The 18,144-nt window shown below is 64.7% G+C and carries 16 protein-coding genes and 2 tRNA genes; 11 read left to right on the top strand and 7 right to left on the bottom strand.

What is annotated here, in order from left to right; genetic code table 11:
- Window positions 1–1,120: 1,120 nt before the first annotated feature.
- Complete coding sequence (locus tag JOF45_RS11815; RefSeq protein ID WP_210050410.1) at window positions 1,121–1,453, top strand: hypothetical protein; 333 nt, start codon at window positions 1,121–1,123, stop codon at window positions 1,451–1,453.
- A 244-nt stretch (window positions 1,454–1,697) separates the two neighbouring features.
- Here JOF45_RS11815 and JOF45_RS11810 read toward each other — a convergent pair whose 3' ends face one another.
- The 7 genes from JOF45_RS11810 to rpmH form a co-directional block, all read right to left on the bottom strand.
- Window positions 1,698–2,573, bottom strand: a complete 876-nt coding sequence (locus JOF45_RS11810; protein ID WP_210051471.1) for a ParA family protein — start codon at window positions 2,571–2,573, stop codon at window positions 1,698–1,700.
- 178 nt (window positions 2,574–2,751) lie between these two features.
- The gene (rsmG, locus tag JOF45_RS11805; protein WP_245324851.1) at window positions 2,752–3,411 is read right to left on the bottom strand and encodes a 16S rRNA (guanine(527)-N(7))-methyltransferase RsmG; all 660 of its coding nucleotides are present in this window, start codon (window positions 3,409–3,411) and stop codon (window positions 2,752–2,754) included.
- 205 nt (window positions 3,412–3,616) lie between these two features.
- The gene (locus tag JOF45_RS11800; protein ID WP_210050406.1) at window positions 3,617–4,261 is read right to left on the bottom strand and encodes a Jag family protein; all 645 of its coding nucleotides are present in this window, start codon (window positions 4,259–4,261) and stop codon (window positions 3,617–3,619) included.
- A gap of 2 nt (window positions 4,262–4,263) precedes the next feature.
- Window positions 4,264–5,232 (bottom strand): membrane protein insertase YidC, encoded by a 969-nt coding sequence (yidC, locus tag JOF45_RS11795; RefSeq protein WP_210050397.1) that lies wholly within the window; start codon window positions 5,230–5,232, stop codon window positions 4,264–4,266.
- Between the two features lie 69 nt (window positions 5,233–5,301).
- Complete coding sequence (yidD, locus tag JOF45_RS11790) at window positions 5,302–5,733, bottom strand: membrane protein insertion efficiency factor YidD (RefSeq protein ID WP_342591487.1); 432 nt, start codon at window positions 5,731–5,733, stop codon at window positions 5,302–5,304.
- Window positions 5,726–6,196 (bottom strand): ribonuclease P protein component, encoded by a 471-nt coding sequence (gene rnpA, locus JOF45_RS11785; protein WP_342591486.1) that lies wholly within the window; start codon window positions 6,194–6,196, stop codon window positions 5,726–5,728. The genes yidD and rnpA overlap by 8 nt, the downstream gene beginning before the upstream one ends.
- A gap of 113 nt (window positions 6,197–6,309) precedes the next feature.
- The gene (rpmH, locus tag JOF45_RS11780; RefSeq protein ID WP_084709957.1) at window positions 6,310–6,447 is read right to left on the bottom strand and encodes a 50S ribosomal protein L34; all 138 of its coding nucleotides are present in this window, start codon (window positions 6,445–6,447) and stop codon (window positions 6,310–6,312) included.
- A gap of 350 nt (window positions 6,448–6,797) precedes the next feature.
- Between rpmH and dnaA the strand changes: the two genes are divergently transcribed.
- The 10 genes from dnaA (at window position 6,798) to JOF45_RS11730 (ending at window position 17,976) form a co-directional block, all read left to right on the top strand.
- Window positions 6,798–8,357, top strand: coding sequence for a chromosomal replication initiator protein DnaA (dnaA, locus tag JOF45_RS11775; RefSeq protein ID WP_342591508.1), 1,560 nt, complete (start codon window positions 6,798–6,800; stop codon window positions 8,355–8,357).
- Window positions 8,358–9,083: 726 nt separating this feature from the next.
- Window positions 9,084–10,211, top strand: a complete 1,128-nt coding sequence (gene dnaN, locus JOF45_RS11770) for a DNA polymerase III subunit beta (RefSeq protein ID WP_210050395.1) — start codon at window positions 9,084–9,086, stop codon at window positions 10,209–10,211.
- A gap of 24 nt (window positions 10,212–10,235) precedes the next feature.
- Window positions 10,236–11,426 (top strand): DNA replication/repair protein RecF, encoded by a 1,191-nt coding sequence (gene recF / locus JOF45_RS11765; RefSeq protein ID WP_210050388.1) that lies wholly within the window; start codon window positions 10,236–10,238, stop codon window positions 11,424–11,426.
- Entirely contained in the window at window positions 11,416–11,994 is a 579-nt protein-coding gene (locus tag JOF45_RS11760) for a DciA family protein (RefSeq protein ID WP_210050386.1), read from the top strand. The genes recF and JOF45_RS11760 overlap by 11 nt, the downstream gene beginning before the upstream one ends.
- A 197-nt stretch (window positions 11,995–12,191) precedes the next feature.
- Window positions 12,192–14,228: a DNA topoisomerase (ATP-hydrolyzing) subunit B gene (gene gyrB, locus JOF45_RS11755; protein ID WP_210050370.1), complete on the top strand. Its 2,037-nt coding sequence runs from the start codon at window positions 12,192–12,194 to the stop codon at window positions 14,226–14,228.
- Between the two features lie 18 nt (window positions 14,229–14,246).
- Complete coding sequence (gene gyrA, locus JOF45_RS11750) at window positions 14,247–16,925, top strand: DNA gyrase subunit A (protein WP_210050360.1); 2,679 nt, start codon at window positions 14,247–14,249, stop codon at window positions 16,923–16,925.
- On the top strand, window positions 16,922–17,578 hold the full coding sequence (locus JOF45_RS13685; protein ID WP_210050351.1) for a DUF3566 domain-containing protein: 657 nt from the start codon (window positions 16,922–16,924) through the stop codon (window positions 17,576–17,578). Before gyrA ends, JOF45_RS13685 begins: the two co-directional genes overlap by 4 nt.
- Before the next feature lie 92 nt (window positions 17,579–17,670).
- A tRNA-Ile gene (locus tag JOF45_RS11740) sits at window positions 17,671–17,744 on the top strand.
- A 31-nt stretch (window positions 17,745–17,775) separates the two neighbouring features.
- A complete protein-coding gene (locus JOF45_RS13795) occupies window positions 17,776–17,889 on the top strand; it encodes a DLW-39 family protein (RefSeq protein ID WP_210050348.1) in 114 nt (37 codons plus the stop codon).
- 14 nt (window positions 17,890–17,903) lie between these two features.
- Window positions 17,904–17,976, top strand: a tRNA-Ala gene (locus JOF45_RS11730).
- The last annotated feature ends 168 nt before the right edge of the window (window positions 17,977–18,144 follow it).

Genomic DNA, 18,144 nt, shown 5'->3' with positions numbered 1-18,144 from the left:
GATCGAGCACCAACCCGCCCGGGGCCGATTCACCGGAACGTGACTTTGTGATCTCCGATCGCTATCGCGCGACGCGCTGCAGAACGTCAGCGCAGATTACGCGGCACGAGATCTGACCATGCGGGGCTACAAAGCGTCGGACCTGCACCGATCCATCGACTCTGGAGGGACACAGCCCATCACTCCCTATGAACCTATGCCGTCCTTCCTCACAAGCACCGCCCCGCTCCCTCCCCCGGTTCGTCATACGACGAACGGCACGAGCTGCCCTCCAGAATAGGTCGCACCACGTCCCTGCGTGAGCACAGGATCAGGTCAAGAAACGTCAATCCCAGCGCCTGCTCCGCGCCCCTCGACCGGCTGACCCATGTCGCGGCCCGATGATCCGCTTGCGACCGCGCGTCCGCCGGGCACAGTATTCCTCGTCTTGGCGGAAACGCTCCCGCGGACGGCCCGCTGTCTGCCCCTGTGCTGCGCTTCCTGCCCCTGACCGGTGCACTTGAATACACCCTCCCCGGGGCCAATGAGTCCGCCAGCGCGCTGCTTCACCGCGACGAATAGACCGTTCCACGTGAAACCCGTCGTCACCAGCACCGACCACGCCCGTGTCCGAGACGCCTGCACAAGGAGTTCAGCACGCGACGTCCAGCGACGGCAGAGCAGAGCATCCGTTTCACGTGGAACAGTCACCTGCCGCGTCAGGCGACAGACATCCCTGCGTCATCCAGACCCCGGCGCGGACTGTCCATCCTGACTGTGAATCCCACGATTGCAGCCCAGAACTGCCACCAACCAGCAATCCGAAGCTCCGGAACGAGCTGTCGACCGGACCCCAGGGACTCAGAGTTGCCCTCCACCTGACGACTCATAAGCGACGCCCTGACGCACCAACGCACCAGCACCCGAACAGAGCCAACTGGCTCGAGCATCACGTGCAACGTAGGTTGTCCATGCGTCGCGTTTCACGTGGAACAGACAACCACCCCGCCCCAGGGTTCCCACCGCGAAACCGCCCAGTCCCAAGAGCCAGCTCCCGAAAGCGGGTAGCAGGCAGCGAACACACCTACACATATGAACGGCGGGACGATGTCAGTCGTCCAGGCAGTTCGAGGTGCACACCATGCAGCACAGCTTCATCATGCGGCCGAGCCAGGCGAACTTCCCTCTTCAGCCCAGTCGGTCTCTCCACACACTCCACCCTCGGTCACTCGACGAGGAGATCGCAGAGAGGTACGTAGACCCACCGCTCCTCGAGCTCCTCAGATGGTGGGAGGAGAGCCGGACCAACAATTTCCTCGCTGGTGAGAATCAGTACGTCAACGACGAGCGGGCATCACTCCTACGTGAGGTGTTCGAGAAGCTGATCCCTCTCGTCGAAGCCTCCACCCCAGACTGGATCAGCATTCAGCCCTACTACCCCAAGAGCATTTCCCCAGCTGGCTCCACACCCTGACCGGGCCCTCAGGGCCCGACCGCGCCCTGAGATCATCCACCTCAGCGGTCACAGTTCCACGTGAAACCGCTGCTCGCAGAACGATCACAACGGACTTCTCCCCATCAGGACACCGTCAGCGCGGTCATTCCATGAGGACGAATCGTGGTGGACGGCAGAGTCGGCTCCACCGGCGACGAAGGCCGGCTCAGACCCAACCACAACAGCCGAGAACCCACAGGGGGGGCGTCCTGACCACTACACTTCAGCCCCGTTGAACAAGTTCGGCGGCCGCCTCGAGATAGGCCAGAGCACCGGTGGAGCTGCGGTCATAGGTGATGACGCTCTGCTGGTACGAGGGCGCCTCGGAGATCCGCACATTGCGCGGAATCATGGCGTTGAGGACAGCGTCCGGGAAATGCTCACGGACCTCTTCCGCCACCTGGGACGCCAGGTTGGTGCGCCCGTCATACATGGTTAGAAGAATGGTGGAGACCTGCAGCGGTGGATTCAGGTGCTTCTGAATCATGTTGATGTTGTTGAGCAGCTGGCTCAGGCCTTCCAGCGCGTAGTACTCGCACTGGATCGGGATGAGGACTTCGCGAGCCGCCACAAAGGCGTTGACGGTCAGAAGGCCCAGGCTCGGAGGGCAGTCGATGAAGACGAAGTCGAGCCGCTCCTGGCCGTTCTCGTCGCGATACCGGTGATACTGATCCAAAGCACGCTGGAGCCGCTGCTCACGCGCCACCAAGGACACCAGTTCGATCTCTGCACCGGCCAGATGGATCGTTGCGGGGATGACCTGCAGACGGTCCAGGTCCGGGCAGTCGGCGACGACATCGGCGAAGCTCAGATCATCGATCAGAACGTCATAGATGGAGTCGGTCTCGGCGGAGTGAGGGACTCCCAGCCCGGTGGAGGCGTTGCCCTGAGGGTCGATGTCCACCACCAGGACGTTGAAGCCCTGATCTGCCAGAGCGGCCGCGATGTTCACGGTGGACGTGGTCTTGCCGACTCCGCCCTTCTGATTGGACACGGTCAGGACTCGTGTCTGCTCGGGTCGTTCCAGGTCAGCGGCTTCCAGGGCCTTCCGGCGTCGCGACTCGTCCGCCAGCTGTGCCCCCAGAGGCGAGGAGGCCATGACGCTGTCGATCACCGAGGTGTTCTCAGCAGTCTGCGCCGCCTGCTTGGCCGCTTCAGCAGCACCGCTGGTTTCACGTGAAACGTCGTCCGCTGACACTGAACTTCCCTCCGTGGAGTGTGATGGCGCACCTGGAAGCTACCAGGCACTGTGCAGTCTAGTACCCGCAGGTGACAGGTCACCGACGTTGGCAGCGAACCACCGTGGTCGGCTCCTCGAGAAGATTCTCTCCAAGCTGCAGAACCTCAGGACGTTGCAGCTTATGCTTGCTGATCGCCTTCGACGCAGCATCGATCTCAGCCTCAGCGCTGCGGCCCTTCAGGAGCATGAGCTCACCCTCATCGGCGAGCAGCGGAACTGTCAGGGACAGAAGCTTCTTGAGTGCTGACACGGCACGAGCGGTGACCACATCGGCCATGACCTCGTCCACGGCGTCCTCAGCACGTGCCCGGATCAGCCGAACGTTGTCCAGGCCCAGATCCTTCACCACAGTGTCCATCCACTGCACACGGCGCTCCATCGGCTCGATGAGCATGAAGTCCACATCCGGGCGAGCGATCGCCAGGGCGATGCCCGGCAGGCCGGCTCCCGAGCCGACGTCGGCGACCTCTCCCCCAGCGGGCAGCTCAGGGGCCAGCACGGCACAGTTGAGCACATGGCGGGACCACATACGCGGCACTTCTCGCGGGCCCAGCAGGCCGTGCTCGATACCGGTGCTGCAGAGGTGATCCACGAACCTCTCAGCAAGCTCCAGCCGGTCGCCGAAGATCTTCTCCGCGGCGGTGCGCTCATCCGCGCTGAGCTCCGGGCGCTGCTGCTGCGGTCCCTCGCCGCCCAGGCCGGGCTCGTCGGCGTGGGCCTCCTCCACCTGCAGAGCCTGCTCCTCGGCGCGATCGGCCTGGACAGACTCCGCGTCGGTGCGACCTTCCTCGGTCTCCACGTCGGGGTTCTGCTCGGCGGCCTTGGCGGTGTCCAAGGTTCCCCCGGCATGGGGAAAGGGCGACTTCTGCTCCGGCTGATCAGTCATGGGATCTATTCTCTGCTCAGCCTGCGCTGACCACAACGTGACGGCGCTTGCCCTCACCTTCAGATTCGCTGACCAGCCCCTCCTCGGCCACGAAGTCATGGACGATCTTGCGCTCATAGGCGCTCATCGGCTCCATGTGCACCACGTTGCCATGCTTCCTGACCTCAGCCACGGCGTCGTCGGCGAGCTTCTTCAGCTGGGACTGACGCTGCTCCCGATGCCCGGCCACATCCAGCACCAGGCGGGTGCGACTGCCGGTGGCGGTCAGCACAGCCAGCCGGGTCAGCTCCTGGAGCGCGTCCAGGACCTCGCCCTTGCGTCCGACGAGATCGTCCAGCTCGTCGCCGCCCTCATCGGCCACGATCGAGATGAAGGTACGCTCGCCGCGGACCTCGATGTCGAGGTCGCCGTCGAGATCGACGATGTCCAGCAGCTCTTCGAGGTAGTCGGCCGCGATGTCGCCCTCATCGGCCGGTCCGCCGCCCTCAGCCTCAGTGCTCTCTTCGGCGGCGTCATCCTGCTGATCCTCTGGCTGGGCGTCCTCAGGCTGCGCGTGCTCAACCTGGCGCTCCTCGGCCTCCTGGGCCGACTCCCCCTGGGAGCTCTCCGGGGCCTCAGTCTCTTCGGGCTCCAGGGTGTCCTGCGTCTGGTGATCGCTCATGGCTACTTCTTCTTCCTCTTCTTCTTCGCGGGCTGCGCCTGCTGGCCGAGGTGCTTGCCGGTGGGCTTGGGCTTGTCATCCTTGGCCTTGGCGGCGTGGCCCTCGTTGACCGGGGGCAGGCCCTTGGCGGCGCGGCGGAGGTTCAGCTCCTTCTCAGCCAGCGAGCCCGGCGTCGGGTTGTTGCGGATGACCCACCACTGCTGGCCCATGGTCCAGAAGTTGGTCGCGGTCCAGTAGATGAGCACGCCCACCGGGAAGTTCACACCACCGATGACGAAGACCAGCGGAAGCATGTAGAGCATGATCTTCTGCGTCTGGGCGAACTGACCCTGCAGTGCGGCCTCGGACATGTTCTTCGACATCAGCTGCTTCTGAGTGAAGAACTGGCTGCTCACCATGCACACGATCAGCACAGCGGCGAGGATGACCACATCCCACCGCGTGGGCTCGGCCTGGAAGGAAGGCAGGAGGATGTCCGACATCTGCACCCCGAAGATCGAGGAGCCGTCGAAGCTCTGCACCTCCTGCGGCGAGAGTGCGCCATAGCCCTCCGCCTGGTTCTGGGGCTCGCGCATCCGGTTGAGCATCCAGAACAGCGCGAAGAAGATCGGCATCTGCGCCAGGATCGGCAGACAGGTCATGAAGGGGTTGACCTTGTGCTTCTTGAACAGCGCCTGCTGCTCCTGAGCCATCGCCTGGCGTGAGACCGGGTCCTTCTTGCCCTTGTACTTGGCCTGAAGCTTCTGGATCTCCGGCTGGATGATCTGCATGCCGCGCTGAGATTTGATCTGCCGCACGAACAGCGGGATCAGGATCACGCGGATCAGGATCACCAGCAGGATGATGGAGATGGTCCAGTTCCATCCCGATTCCGAGTCCATGCCCAGCGCGGTGAGCAGGCTGTGAAACATGCTCAGGATGAACGAGACGGCCCAGGTGAAGGGCGCCATGATCGTGTCGAAAAAGCCCATGTATCTCTCTAGTGAGTCGACCGGACGGCCAGTGCGTCATGCGTGTCCGGCCCAAGGACACAGCCGCTCCTAGGGAGCGTTCTGCCCTGTGTCTCCGGGGATTGGCGGATGGTTTGTCTCTATGATCGTGGGTACTGCACCCTGCGGCCAAATCCTCTCCCCCTGTGGGACAGGGTCCACACCACCGCTGTTGAAGGGGTTGCAGCGCAGGATCCTCCAGGCGGTCAGCGCTGACCCCTTGAACACCCCGTGGACCGTCACAGCCTCCAGTCCATAGGCCGAGCAGCTGGGGTAGAAGCTGCACACCTGACCATAGAGCGGGGAGATCACCTTCCGATACCCCCTGAGCAGCAGCGCCATCAGCGCCGAGGGCGCCCGGCGGAGCCTCCCCCAGTGCTGATGCCGCAGAACCTGCTCGTCAGGCGCAGGTCCCGGAACTCCGGGGGTCTCCCCCGGGGTGACATAGAAATCCCGATGCTGGACCCACATCTGCTCAGGCATCGGCAGAGTCCTGGTCGGAACGGGCCTGCGCAGCGTTCTTCTGCCCGACGTCTTCCTGTACGAGGCGCTCCCGGTGCCGCTGAGCCTTCTTCACCGCACGGCGGATCGCCGAACGGACTTCCCCCACCAGCTGCTCATGGCTGGTCTGTGGGGCCTGTTGGAGGGCACGGACCACCACATCGACGCCGACCCCCTCCGGCACCAGCCCCGGCTCGGCCATCAGCGCGGCGAGGATATGCCGCAGCCGCCGCTGAGTCCGGTGCCGGACCACGGCGTTGCCCACCGCTTTGGACACGATGAAGCCGCCGCGCCACGGCGCGGAGTCGGCGTCGTGCTCGCTCTCCGGGGCAGCATCTGTGAACAGCACCGTGACCACGACGGCAGAACCCCCGGCGCGGGCACCGCGGCGCATCACGGCACCGAAGTCGCGTGAGGCGGTCAGGCGATGGTCACGGGGCAGCACGATGCTCCTGTCTCAGCTGGTCTCTGACGGAGGCGGGACCGTCAGCCGATACAGAGACGGCCCGCCTCCCCAAAGGGCGCGGGCCGTCGTGAAAGGTCAGCCGGTGGCCGGTATCAGGCCGAGAGCTTCTTGCGTCCGCTGCTGCGGCGGGCCGAGATGATGGAACGGCCGGCGCGGGTGCGCATACGGGAACGGAAGCCGTGCTTGCGGCTGCGACGGCGGTTGCTCGGCTGGAAAGTCCGCTTGCTCACTGTGTACTCCCAAAATGGATGGTTCGAAGTCATTAGGCGGTATCTGACGAGCATGCGCGGGCACGCTTATACCGCAGGGCGACCTGTCAACACTAGGGGAAAACACGGCGAGTCGTCAACTCGGACCGACCGGAGGGGCCTGTCGCCGAGACGACGATCATCCCGGGCACCCACTAGTTAACACCTGTGCAGAACCTTGTGCATAACTGCCCACACCTCAGCACTCGGGCGATTTCCCCAGCTGTGGAATACTTGTCGACAGATTGGACGTGACCATCGACGAGGGGAGCAGCGTGCCTGCTGAGTCAGAGCTCAACGTGCTGCAGAAATGGCAGCAGGTGCAGACCGAACTGCGTGACCGTCACGGTGTGAACGGGCTCAAACTCACCGACGTCGGGCGGACCGTTCCGCAGGGTGATCAGCTCATCGGCGACACTCTTCTGCTGGCCGTTCCCAGCGAGCGGGTCCGCCAGACCATGCAGTCCACACTTCAGCACCAGCTCGGCGAAGCGCTGCGGTCAGTCTTCGGCCGCGACATCCTCTGCGCCTATGTGATCGACCCCGATCTGGCCGAGAAGCAGCAGGCCAGCACCGAGCAGTCCGCCGGCACATCGACTGCGGCCACGGCTCCTTCGGCCAGCTCGGCCTCGTCCACAGCCGTCGATGATGTGTATCCCGGCCCGACGCCGCATGAGGCCCCGGCCGCGTCCCGCCCGGATCTGAACCGGCCCGATCTGAGCCGGCATGAACCGGCCCGACAGGAGCCGGTCCGGCCCGAGCCCGTGCAGGAGGACTACAGCGCTCGGTTCAACCGCGAGGAGATGCGCCCGCGGCCCACTGTCCCGGACCCGACGGAGGCCGAGGGCCCCGGCCTCTCCGAGACCTCGCGGCTGAATCCTCGCTACACCTTCGAGACGTTCGTGATCGGTTCCTCGAACCGCTTCGCCCATGCCGCGGCGAATGCCGTGGCGGAAGCGCCCGCCAAGGCCTACAACCCGCTGTTCATCTACGGGGACTCCGGACTGGGCAAGACCCACCTGCTCCACGCGATCGGGCACTATGCTCAGCGCCTCTACAGCGGGATCCGCGTGCGGTACGTGAACTCAGAAGAGTTCACCAATGACTTCATCAACTCCATCCGCGACGACGAGGGCGCCAGCTTCAAGCACCTCTACCGCAACGTGGACGTGCTGCTGCTGGACGACATCCAGTTCCTGGCGGACAAAGAGCGCACGGTGGAGGAGTTCTTCCACACCTTCAACACGCTCTACAACAACAACAAGCAGGTCGTGATCACCTCGGACCTGCCGCCCAAGCAGCTCTCCGGCTTCGAGAAGCGTCTGCGGTCCCGCTTCGAATGGGGTCTGATCACCGACATCCAGCCGCCGGACCTCGAGACGCGCATCGCGATCCTGCGGAAGAAGGCCACAGCGGAGAACTTCTCCTGCCCGGACGATGTGCTGGAGTACATCGCTTCCAAGATCTCCACCAACATCCGGGAGCTGGAGGGCGCGCTCATCCGTGTGACCGCCTATGCCTCGCTGAACAAGCAGGAGGTGGACCTGCAGCTGGCTGAGCACGTCATGCGGGATCTCATCTCCGATGACAACGCGCAGGAGATCACTGCGGACCAGATCATCGATGCCACCGCGGAGTATTACAACTTCACAGTGGATGACCTGATGTCCAAGTCCCGCAACCGGACCCTGGTCACCGCCCGCCAGATCGCCATGTACCTGCTGCGTGAGCTCACAGAGATGTCGTTGCCGAAGATCGGCCAGGCCCTCGGCGGCCGCGACCACACCACGGTCATCTATGCCGAACGCAAGATCCGCGAACTCATGGCCGAGCGCCGCGCGGTCTTCAACCAGGTCACCGAGCTCACCAACAAGATCAAGCAGCAGCGCTGACGGACCGACGTCGAAGGGACCAGCCTCGACAGACTCTCTGACGGCCTCACGTGCGATACAGCCTGGGGACAGACCTGTGCAAGCTCATGGCTGACAGCTGTGGAAAACTCAGTTCCCCACAAGTCACACACATGTAGTTCCCCAGCATCAGCACGATCCGAGACCGCTCTCAGCATCGAATTCCACAGTTTTCCCCACATTTCCACAAGCGGCGGTGAACTTTTTCCACGTCGCTGTTAACACCTGTGGATAACCCGGTGGAGAAGGCGGTGGACGGAGCCGCGGAGCTTGGGGAGAACGGAGCGGATCCTGAGGAATCCGCGAAACGACGGGGTTCTTCTCTCCACGGACAGCCCACAGCGCATACCGAGACACTTCACTTAAGACTGCACAGCGAAAATCCCGGCATCAGCGCCCAAGACCCGGTTATCCACAGAATCCACAGCACTTGTTAACACTTCTACCTCCTTACCCCTCATACATCTGACAGATAACAAGAAAGCCCGCGCCCCGTACGCGCTCCACCGGCCGGACCCCAGATATTCCTCCCAGACGAGCCTCGGCAGGCACATCTGGTGCCCACCCTCGATCGTTCCTTGAACGACCGGCTCGCATCGTGCCTGCTGCACCGGTAAGCTCGGGCCTCGACACGACGCCTCAGAAGCTTGACTTTCAACAGGGATCACTTAGCAGGCACTATGGGCTACGCCGGAGAAAGGGAGATCAGTGAAATTCACTGTGGATCGCGATGTTCTGTCCGAGGCCGTCTCCTGGACAGCACGATCTCTCTCCCCCCGTCCCCCGGCTCCGGTCCTCTCCGGACTGCTGATCAAGGCTGAGCAGCACACCGTCACCATCTCGAGCTTCGACCACGAGATCTCCGCTCAGCTGCACATCGAGGCCGACGTCGAGGACGAAGGCACGGTCCTGGTCTCCGGCCGACTTCTGAACGACATCGTCAAAGCTCTGCCGGCCGCTCCCGTGACCATCGAGATCGATGACTCCAAAGCGGTCGTCACCTGCCGCTCATCACGCTTCACTCTGTCCACCATGCCGGTGGACGAGTATCCGGAGCTGCCCGCGATGCCGGAGCTGGCGGGAACAGTCGACGGCTCAGCCTTCGCTCGAGCTGTCAGCCAGGTCATCACCGCTGCCTCGAAGGACGACACCCTGCCGATCCTCACCGGTGTGAAGGTCGAGTTCGAGGGCGACACCATCACTTTCCTGGCCACGGATCGCTACCGGCTGGCCATGCGCGAGATCAACTGGTCTCCGGCCGACCCCAACATCTCGACCTCTGCCCTCATCAAGGCCAAGACCCTCAACGACGTCGCCAAGCAGCTCGCCGGCGGCGGTGAGCTGAACATCGCGCTCACCCAATCTGCTGAGCTGGTCGGCTTCTCCTCCGGCGGACGCCGCACCACCTCCGTGCTGGTCGATGGGGACTACCCCAAGATCCGCCAGCTCTTCCCGGAGGAGACTCCGATCCACGCGGTGGTCAACACCTCGGAGCTCATCGAGGCCGCCCGCCGTGTCTCCCTGGTCTCGGAGCGCAACGGCCACGTGCGCCTGCAGTTCACCGAGGACGGTCAGGTCACCCTCGACGCCGGCGCAGACGACGCGGCAGCGGCGTCCGAGGTCATCTCCGCAGACCTCACCGGCGAATCGATCACCGTGGGCTTCAACCCGGCCTACCTGAACGAAGGCCTCAGCGTGATCGACAGCGAGTACCTGCGCTTCTCATTCGTCTCTGCGCCCAAACCGGCCATGATCACCGGCCAGCAGACTCCCGATGGGGAGAACAGCACCGACTTCCGGTATCTGCTGATGCCGGTTCGGCTCATCAACCAGTAGTCCCAGACCCCAGGTCCTGCGCCTATGTGGCTGTCCCAGCTCACCCTGAACAACTACCGCAGCTATGCGGAGTCCCAGCTTGAGCTCCACCCTGGCCCCAATGTGCTGCTGGGCTACAACGGCGTCGGCAAGACCAACATCGCTGAGGCCGTGGGCTACCTCTCCACGTTGGGCTCCCACCGGGTCACCTACGATCAGCCTCTGGTCCGCCACGGAGAATCTCAGGCGATCATCCGTGCCCAGGCACATCGCGGCACCCAGGAGGCGTTCCTGGAGGTGGAGATCAACCCGGGCCGCAGCAACCGTGCTCGGATCAATCGGGGGAACCCGGTCCGTGCCACCGAGATCCTCGGGATCCTGCGCACAGTGCTCTTCGCGCCCGAGGATCTCGAACTGATCAAAGGCTCACCCGCCGTCCGGCGTCGGCTCTTCGACGATCTGGCTGTCCAACTGCGGCCTGCTCTGGCCCGGGTGCGGCAGGATTATGAGAAGGTCCTCAAACAGCGCAACGCGCTGCTGAAGTCCATTCGACATGAGGGGTTCACCGAAACCCACGAGTCCACGCTGACCGTCTGGGATCAGCAGCTCTCCGAGGCAGGTTCGCGGCTGCTGCGGGCGCGGCTGGAGATGGTCTCCGCCCTCAGGCCCCATGTGGAGAAGGCCTATCAGCAGCTGTCGGGCAGCGTCCGCACCGCCCGGATGGAGTATCAGAGCTCCTTCGAGCAGGAGCCGCCCACCGACCAGCAGGCACTGGCCGAACTGATGCTGGACCGTCTGCGTGCCGCCCGGAAGCAGGAGCGCGAACGGGCGATGACGTTGGTGGGGCCTCACCGGGATGACATCCTGTTCAGCCTGGATGATGTGCCGGTGAAAGGCTATGCCTCCCACGGGGAGACCTGGTCCTATGCTCTGGCTCTGCGCCTGGGGGCCTATCGGGTGATGGTGGACGACGACCCCGACGACGGTGCCCAACCCATCCTGATCCTCGATGACGTCTTCGCGGAGCTGGACGCTCGGCGTCGGCGTCGCCTGGCCGAGCTGGCCGGGGAGGCTGAGCAGCTGATCGTCACCGCCGCAGTCGACGACGACGTCCCCGAGTCCCTGCTGGCCAATGCGTGGAGAGTGGAGTCCGCGGAGCAGATCAGCCGGGTCAGCCCCCTGCACGGGGACCCCGTGCATGAGGATCCGCCGAACGAGGACCACGATGCGGCCTGAGGTCGAGCCCAGTCCCGACGGCGTCTCGGTCCGAGAGAGCGAAGATGCCGCCGCGATCCTGCTCGCCCGGATGCGCAAGGCCGCCGAGGGCCGCGGAGAGCATCGCCTGCGCAGCATGCCCAAGGGCTCCTCGTTGGCGGGGAACCCACGTACCCAGCAGAGCGATGCTCAGAAGCGACGGAGCGCGGCAGGCACCGGATCTCAAGCGAACCGGCGTGACCCGAGCCTGCTCGGCAACGTGGTCGGCGGGCTCATCACGACCCGTGGCTGGTCCTCTCCGGTGGCCGTCGGTTCGGTCATCGCCCGGTGGGACCAGCTGGTCGGGGAGCAGGTCGCCGAACACTGCCGGCCGGAGCGCTTTGAGAACGGCGTGGTCGACGTCGTCTGCGACTCCACCGCCTGGGCCACCAACCTGAAGCTCATGCAGAACCAACTCATGGAGATGTTCACCCGTGAGCTCGGCCGAGGGATCGTCACCGGGCTGAACATCCGCGGCCCGCAGGCCCCCAGCTGGAAGAAGGGCCGCTACCACGTGCGTGGGCGCGGCCCCCGGGACACCTACGGCTGAGCCCCACGGGTGAGGCTGGCAACGCTGCGCCGCTGTCGGCTCATCTGCCGGGATAGAGGCTCGTGGGTGGAACCCAGCCTCATCCCACGGAGCATGAGCGGCTCCCAGGCGGCTTCTCAGCCCTCCCAGGGGCATCTGAAGGGCTGCACACCGCTCGAAAATGCAGGATTCCGGCGTTTTCGCGGTAAGATGAACCAATGACCTCGGACAGCGAGAACCAGCAGAATCAGGGCGGCTACGGCGCCTCGGACATCACCGTTCTGGAAGGTCTGGAAGCCGTCCGGAAACGCCCGGGCATGTACATCGGCTCCACCGGTGAGCGCGGCCTGCACCACTTGGTCTACGAGGTCGTGGACAACTCCGTGGATGAGGCGCTGGCCGGCTACTGCTCGCACATCCAGATCACGCTGCAGAACGACGGCGGCGTCCGTGTGGAGGACGACGGCCGCGGCATCCCAGTGGACATGCACCCCACAGAGGGCAAGCCCACAGTGGAGGTCGTCATGACCGTCCTGCACGCCGGCGGCAAGTTCGGCGGAGGCGGCTACGCGGTCTCCGGCGGTCTGCACGGTGTGGGCATCTCCGTGGTGAACGCGCTGTCCACCAGAGTGGACACCACAGTGCACCGCCAGGGCTATGAGTGGAACATCTCCTTCGCCGAGGGCGGTCGCGTCACTCAGGAGCTGTCCCGGGGTGCTGCCACCGAGGCCACCGGCACCACACAGGTCTTCTACCCGGATCCGGGGATCTTCGAGTCCACCGACTTCGACTTCGAGACCCTGCGCGCCCGCTTCCAGCAGATGGCCTTCCTGAACAAGGGTCTGCGCATCACGCTGCGCGATGACCGCAGGATCGACGAGAACGTGGTCATCAGCGATGAGGTCGCCGAAGAGTCCGACTCTGAGGGCGGCGAACCTGAGGAGCAGAAGGGCCGCGAGGTCGTCTACCAGTACGACGACGGCCTGCTGGACTACGTCAACCATCTGAACTCCGCCAAGCGCGCCGAGCACGTCCATGAGGACGTCATCGCCTTCGAGTCCGAGGACGATGAGCGCGGCATCACCGCAGAGCTGGCGATGCAGTGGACCATGACCTACTCCGAGTCGGTCCACACCTACGCCAACACGATCAACACCCACGAGGGCGGCACCCACGAGGAGGGCTTCCGCGCGGCGATGACCGCCCTGGTCAACCGCTACGCGCGGGAGAAGTCCCTGCTGCGGGACAAGGATGACAACCTCACCGGTGAGGACATCCGCGAAGGCCTGACCGCGGTGATCTCGGTGAAGCTCTCCGAGCCGCAGTTCGAGGGCCAGACCAAGACCAAGCTGGGCAACACCGAGGCCCGCGCGTTCGTGCACAAGGTCGTCAACGAGAACCTCGGGGACTGGCTGGAGCGCAACCCCGGCGCCGCCCGGGACATCGTCCGCAAGGCACAGTCGGCCGCGCAGGCGCGTGTGGCTGCGCGCAAGGCCCGCGAGAACGCCCGGCGGAAGTCCCCGCTGGAGACGATGGGCATGCCCGGCAAGCTCTCGGACTGCTCGTCGAAGGACCCCTCACGCTGCGAGATCTACATCGTGGAGGGCGACTCCGCAGGAGGCTCGGCCAAGCGCGGCCGTGACCCGGAGACCCAGGCGATCCTGCCGCTGCGCGGCAAGATCCTCAACGTGGAGCGTGCCCGCCTGGACAAGGCGCTGTCCAACAGCGAGGTCCAGGCGATGATCACCGCCTTCGGCACCGGCATCGGCGAGGACTTCGACGCCTCCAAGCTGCGGTACCACAAGATCGTGCTGATGGCCGACGCCGACGTCGACGGCCAGCACATCTCCACCCTGCTGCTGACCCTGCTCTTCCGCTACATGCGCCCGCTCATCGAGCACGGACACGTCTACCTGGCGCAGCCGCCCCTGTACAAGATCAAGTGGTCCGGCGGCGACCCCGACTACGTCTTCACCGACGCCGAGCGCGACGTCGCCCTGACCCGCGGCCGCGAGGCCGGGCGCAAGCTGCCCAAGGAGCTGGGCATCCAGCGCTATAAGGGTCTGGGCGAGATGGACTACTCGGAGCTGTGGGAGACCACGATGGACCCGGACAACCGCACACTGATGCAGGTGACCATGGAGGATGCGGCCGCCGCCGACGAGATCTTCTCCATCCTGATGGGCGAGGACGTCGAGTCCCGCCGCGGCTTCATCCAGCAGAACGCCAAAGACGTCCGCTTCCTCGACATCTGATCTTCAGGAGATCCCTACGTGACTGAGAACAACGAGAACCAGGACCTGCCTGTCGAAGGGACCGTCGAGGCGCCCCTGCGCGACCGGATCAGCCAGGTCGACCTGCAGACCGAGATGAAGCGGTCCTACCTGGACTACGCGATGGCCGTGATCGTCGGCCGTGCGCTGCCGGATGTCCGCGACGGCCTGAAGCCGGTGCACCGTCGAGTGCTCTACGCGATGTACGACGGCGGCTACCGCCCGGAGCGCTCCTTCAACAAGTGCGCCCGCGTGGTCGGCGACGTGATGGGCAACTATCACCCCCACGGCGACTCAGCGATCTATGACGCTCTGGCCCGCCTCATCCAGGACTGGGTCATGCGGTATCCGCTGGCCGCCGGGCAGGGCAACTTCGGCAACCCCGGCGACGACGGCCCCGCGGCCCCGCGGTACACCGAGACCAAGATGGCCCCGCTGGCCATGGAGATGGTCCGGGACATCAACGAGAACACCGTCGACTTCCAGGACAACTACGACGGCAAGCAGCAGGAGCCGGTGGTCCTGCCGGCCCGCTTCCCGAACCTGCTGGTCAACGGAAGCTCCGGCATCGCCGTCGGGATGGCCACCAACATCCCGCCGCACAACCTGCGCGAAGTCGCCGACGGCGTCCAGTGGTACCTGAAGAACCCGCAGGCCAGCCGCGAGGAGCTGCTGGAGGCGCTGCTGGAACGGATCAAGGGGCCCGACTTCCCCACCGGGGCGCAGATCCTGGGCACCCGGGGCATCGAAGAGACCTACCGCACCGGTCGCGGCTCCATCACCATGCGTGCGGTGGTCAACGTCGAGGAGATCCAGGGCCGCACCTGCCTGGTGGTCACCGAGCTGCCGTACCACGCCAACCCGGACCGCCTGGCGGTCAAGGTCGCAGAGCTGGTCAAGGACGGCAAGGTCAGCGGCATCGCCGATCTGCGCGATGAGTCCTCCGGCCGCACCGGACAGCGCCTGGTCATCATCCTCAAGCGCGACGCCGTCGCGAAGGTGGTGCTCAACAACCTCTATAAGCACACCCAGCTGCAGGAGAACTTCTCCGCGAACATGCTGGCCCTGGTGGACGGGGTGCCGCGCACCCTGTCCCTGGACGCCTTCGTCCACCACTGGGTGATGCACCAGATCGATGTGATCGTCCGACGCACCCAGTTCCGCCTGGAGAAGGCTGAGCGGGAGGCTCACATCAAGGTCGGCCTGCTCAAGGCCCTGGACGACCTGGACCGTGTGATCTCCACGATCCGCGAGTCCTCCACAGTGGAGGTCGCCCGGCAGAACCTGAAGGCCCTGCTGGACATCGACGACGACCAGGCTCAGGCGATCCTGGACATGCAGCTGCGAAAGCTCGCCGCCCTGGAGCGCCAGAAGCTCCAGGAGGAGTACGACGAGCTGATGCGCCTGATCGCCGGCTATAAGGAGATCCTCGCCTCTGAGGACCGTCAGCGTGAGATCGTCGGCGAGGAGCTCGAGGGCATCGTCGAGAAGCACGGCGACGAGCGGCGCACCCACATCGTGCGCGGCTATGACGGGGACATGTCCATGGAGGACCTCATCCCCGAAGAGGATGTGGTCGTCTCGATCACCCGTGACGGCTACGTCAAGCGCACCAAGATCGACAACTACCGGGCCCAGGGACGCGGCGGGAAGGGAGTGCGCGGTGCGCAGCTACGCGCCGACGACGTCGTCGAGCACTTCTTCGTGACCACCACCCACCACTGGATCCTGTTCTTCACAAACCTGGGACGCGTCTACCGGACCAAGTGCTATGACCTCATGGAGTCCGGCCGCGATTCCAAGGGGCAGCATGTCGCCAACATCGTGGCCTTCCAGCCCGATGAGCACATCGCCGGGGTGCTGCCGCTGCGCAGCTATGAGGACGCGCCCTACCTGGTGCTGGCCACCAAGTCCGGCCTGGTGAAGAAGACCAAGCTCACCGACTATGACACTCCGCGCCAGGCCGGCGTCATCGCCATCAACCTGCGTGAGGAGGACGAGCTGGTCTCGGCCAAGCTGGTCTCCGCCGAGGACGATCTCATGCTGGTCTCCCGGAAGGGACAGTCGCTGCGGTTCACCGCCACCGATGACGCGCTGCGGCCCATGGGTCGCGCCACCTCCGGTGTCACCGGCATGAAGTTCCGCGAGGACGATGAGCTGCTCACCGCTGATGTGGTCACCGAGAACTCCTATGTCTTCGTGGTGACCGAGGGCGGCTACGCCAAGCGCTCCCATGTGGACGAGTACCGCGTGCAGGGCCGCGGCGGCCTGGGCATCAAGGTCGGCAAGCTGGTCGAGGACCGCGGCGACCTGGTCGGGGCCATGGTGGTCGAGGACGACGACGAGGTGCTGGTGGTCATGGAGTCCGGCAACGTTGTGCGCTCCGCCGTGGAGGGCGTGCCGTCCAAGGGCCGCGACACGATGGGCGTGATCTTCGCCAAGCCTCGGAAGAAGGACCGCATCATCAAGGTCGCCCGCAGCTCGGGTGCCGTTCTGGCCGCGACCGGTGAGAACGAGGGCGAGGATGCCGCCGAGGACGGTAACGATGCGGTGACGGCTGATGCCGCACCCAGCGAACCTGAGGGCGCTGATCAGGCAGATGCAGTAGCGTTGGACTCTGATCAAGCCAGCACCGAGCAGGCTCCTGAGTCGGACGAGTCTGATGGAGGTCATCAGTGAGCGCGAAGAACGGCGCAGAGAAGCCCGAGGGTAAGTCCTCCGGGTCCGGTCAGAAGACCCGTTTCCCGGCTCCTCGGCCGCGCGCACAGGGCGGACAGGCTCCTGCCGCCGCCAAGGGCGGGCAGGACGCGGCGTCGGCGAGCAAGGCCTCCGCAGGTGCGGATAAATCGGCGGGCGGGCAGCCTCCGCGCCCGCGCCCCAAAGCCGGCGCCTCGCGTCCCCAGGGCGGCGCCCGGCCCGGAGGACGGTCCCAGCAGGGATTGGTGCGTCCGACGCCGAAGGCGAAGGTCCGCAAGGCCCGGCTGCTGGTCTCCAAGGTGGACCCCTGGTCCGTGCTGAAGATGAGCTTCCTGCTCTCCGTGGCGCTGGGCATCATGACAGTGGTCTGCGCGGTGATGGTGTGGTCCGTCATGGATCTGACCGGTATCTTCGCCCAGATCAACGACCTGCTCGGCCAGGTCCTCGGCACTGAGGGCGATGACGGCTTCCGCGTTGAAGAGATGGTGACGCTGGGGCAGATCGCCTCCTTCGCCACGATCATCGCGGTGATCAACGTGGTGCTGCTGACCGTGCTCTCCATGCTCGGGGCAGTGCTCTACAACCTCTCGGCCTCCCTGGTGGGCGGCATCGGTGTCACCCTGACCGACGACTGAGCTGTTCTGAGAGCTCGATTTGCTGATGGGTGAACAGTCGGTGTAATGTTTAGGGGTCGCGCTGAGGCGCGGCACTCCTTGAAGAGGTATGAGGGCGTATAGCTCAGGCGGTTAGAGCGCATCGCTGATAACGATGAGGTCCGAGGTTCAAGTCCTCGTACGCCCACGACCGACAGGCAGCCTGTGGAGGGAGAAGCATGAAGCGTCTCGCCATGGCTGCTCTGACAGTCGCCGGAATTCTGGCCTACCGCGAATGGCGGAAGGCGGAAGAGACCCGAGGAATTTGGTCTCAGGCGACTGACACGGTCTAGAATGAATACCTCACGGGGCCTTAGCTCAGTTGGTAGAGCGCCTGCTTTGCAAGCAGGATGTCAGGAGTTCGAGTCTCCTAGGCTCCACAGAGAAGAAAGAAGGACCTGCTCCCCCGTGGAGCAGGTCCTTCTTTGTATCTGGCGCCTTTCTCTTCCCCTCCCTGCATCGGCGTCCGCGTTTCAGGGATATCAGCTTCCTGAGAGCGCCTCCTGAGCGTCGGGATATGCCTGAAGAGGGGACCTCGATGAAGGTGT

The organism is Nesterenkonia lacusekhoensis (assembly GCF_017876395.1).
Taxonomy (GTDB): Bacteria; Actinomycetota; Actinomycetes; order Actinomycetales; family Micrococcaceae; genus Nesterenkonia; species Nesterenkonia lacusekhoensis.
Note: the sequence above shows the minus strand (reverse complement) of the source record. Positions and strands in the feature narration are given on the sequence as shown.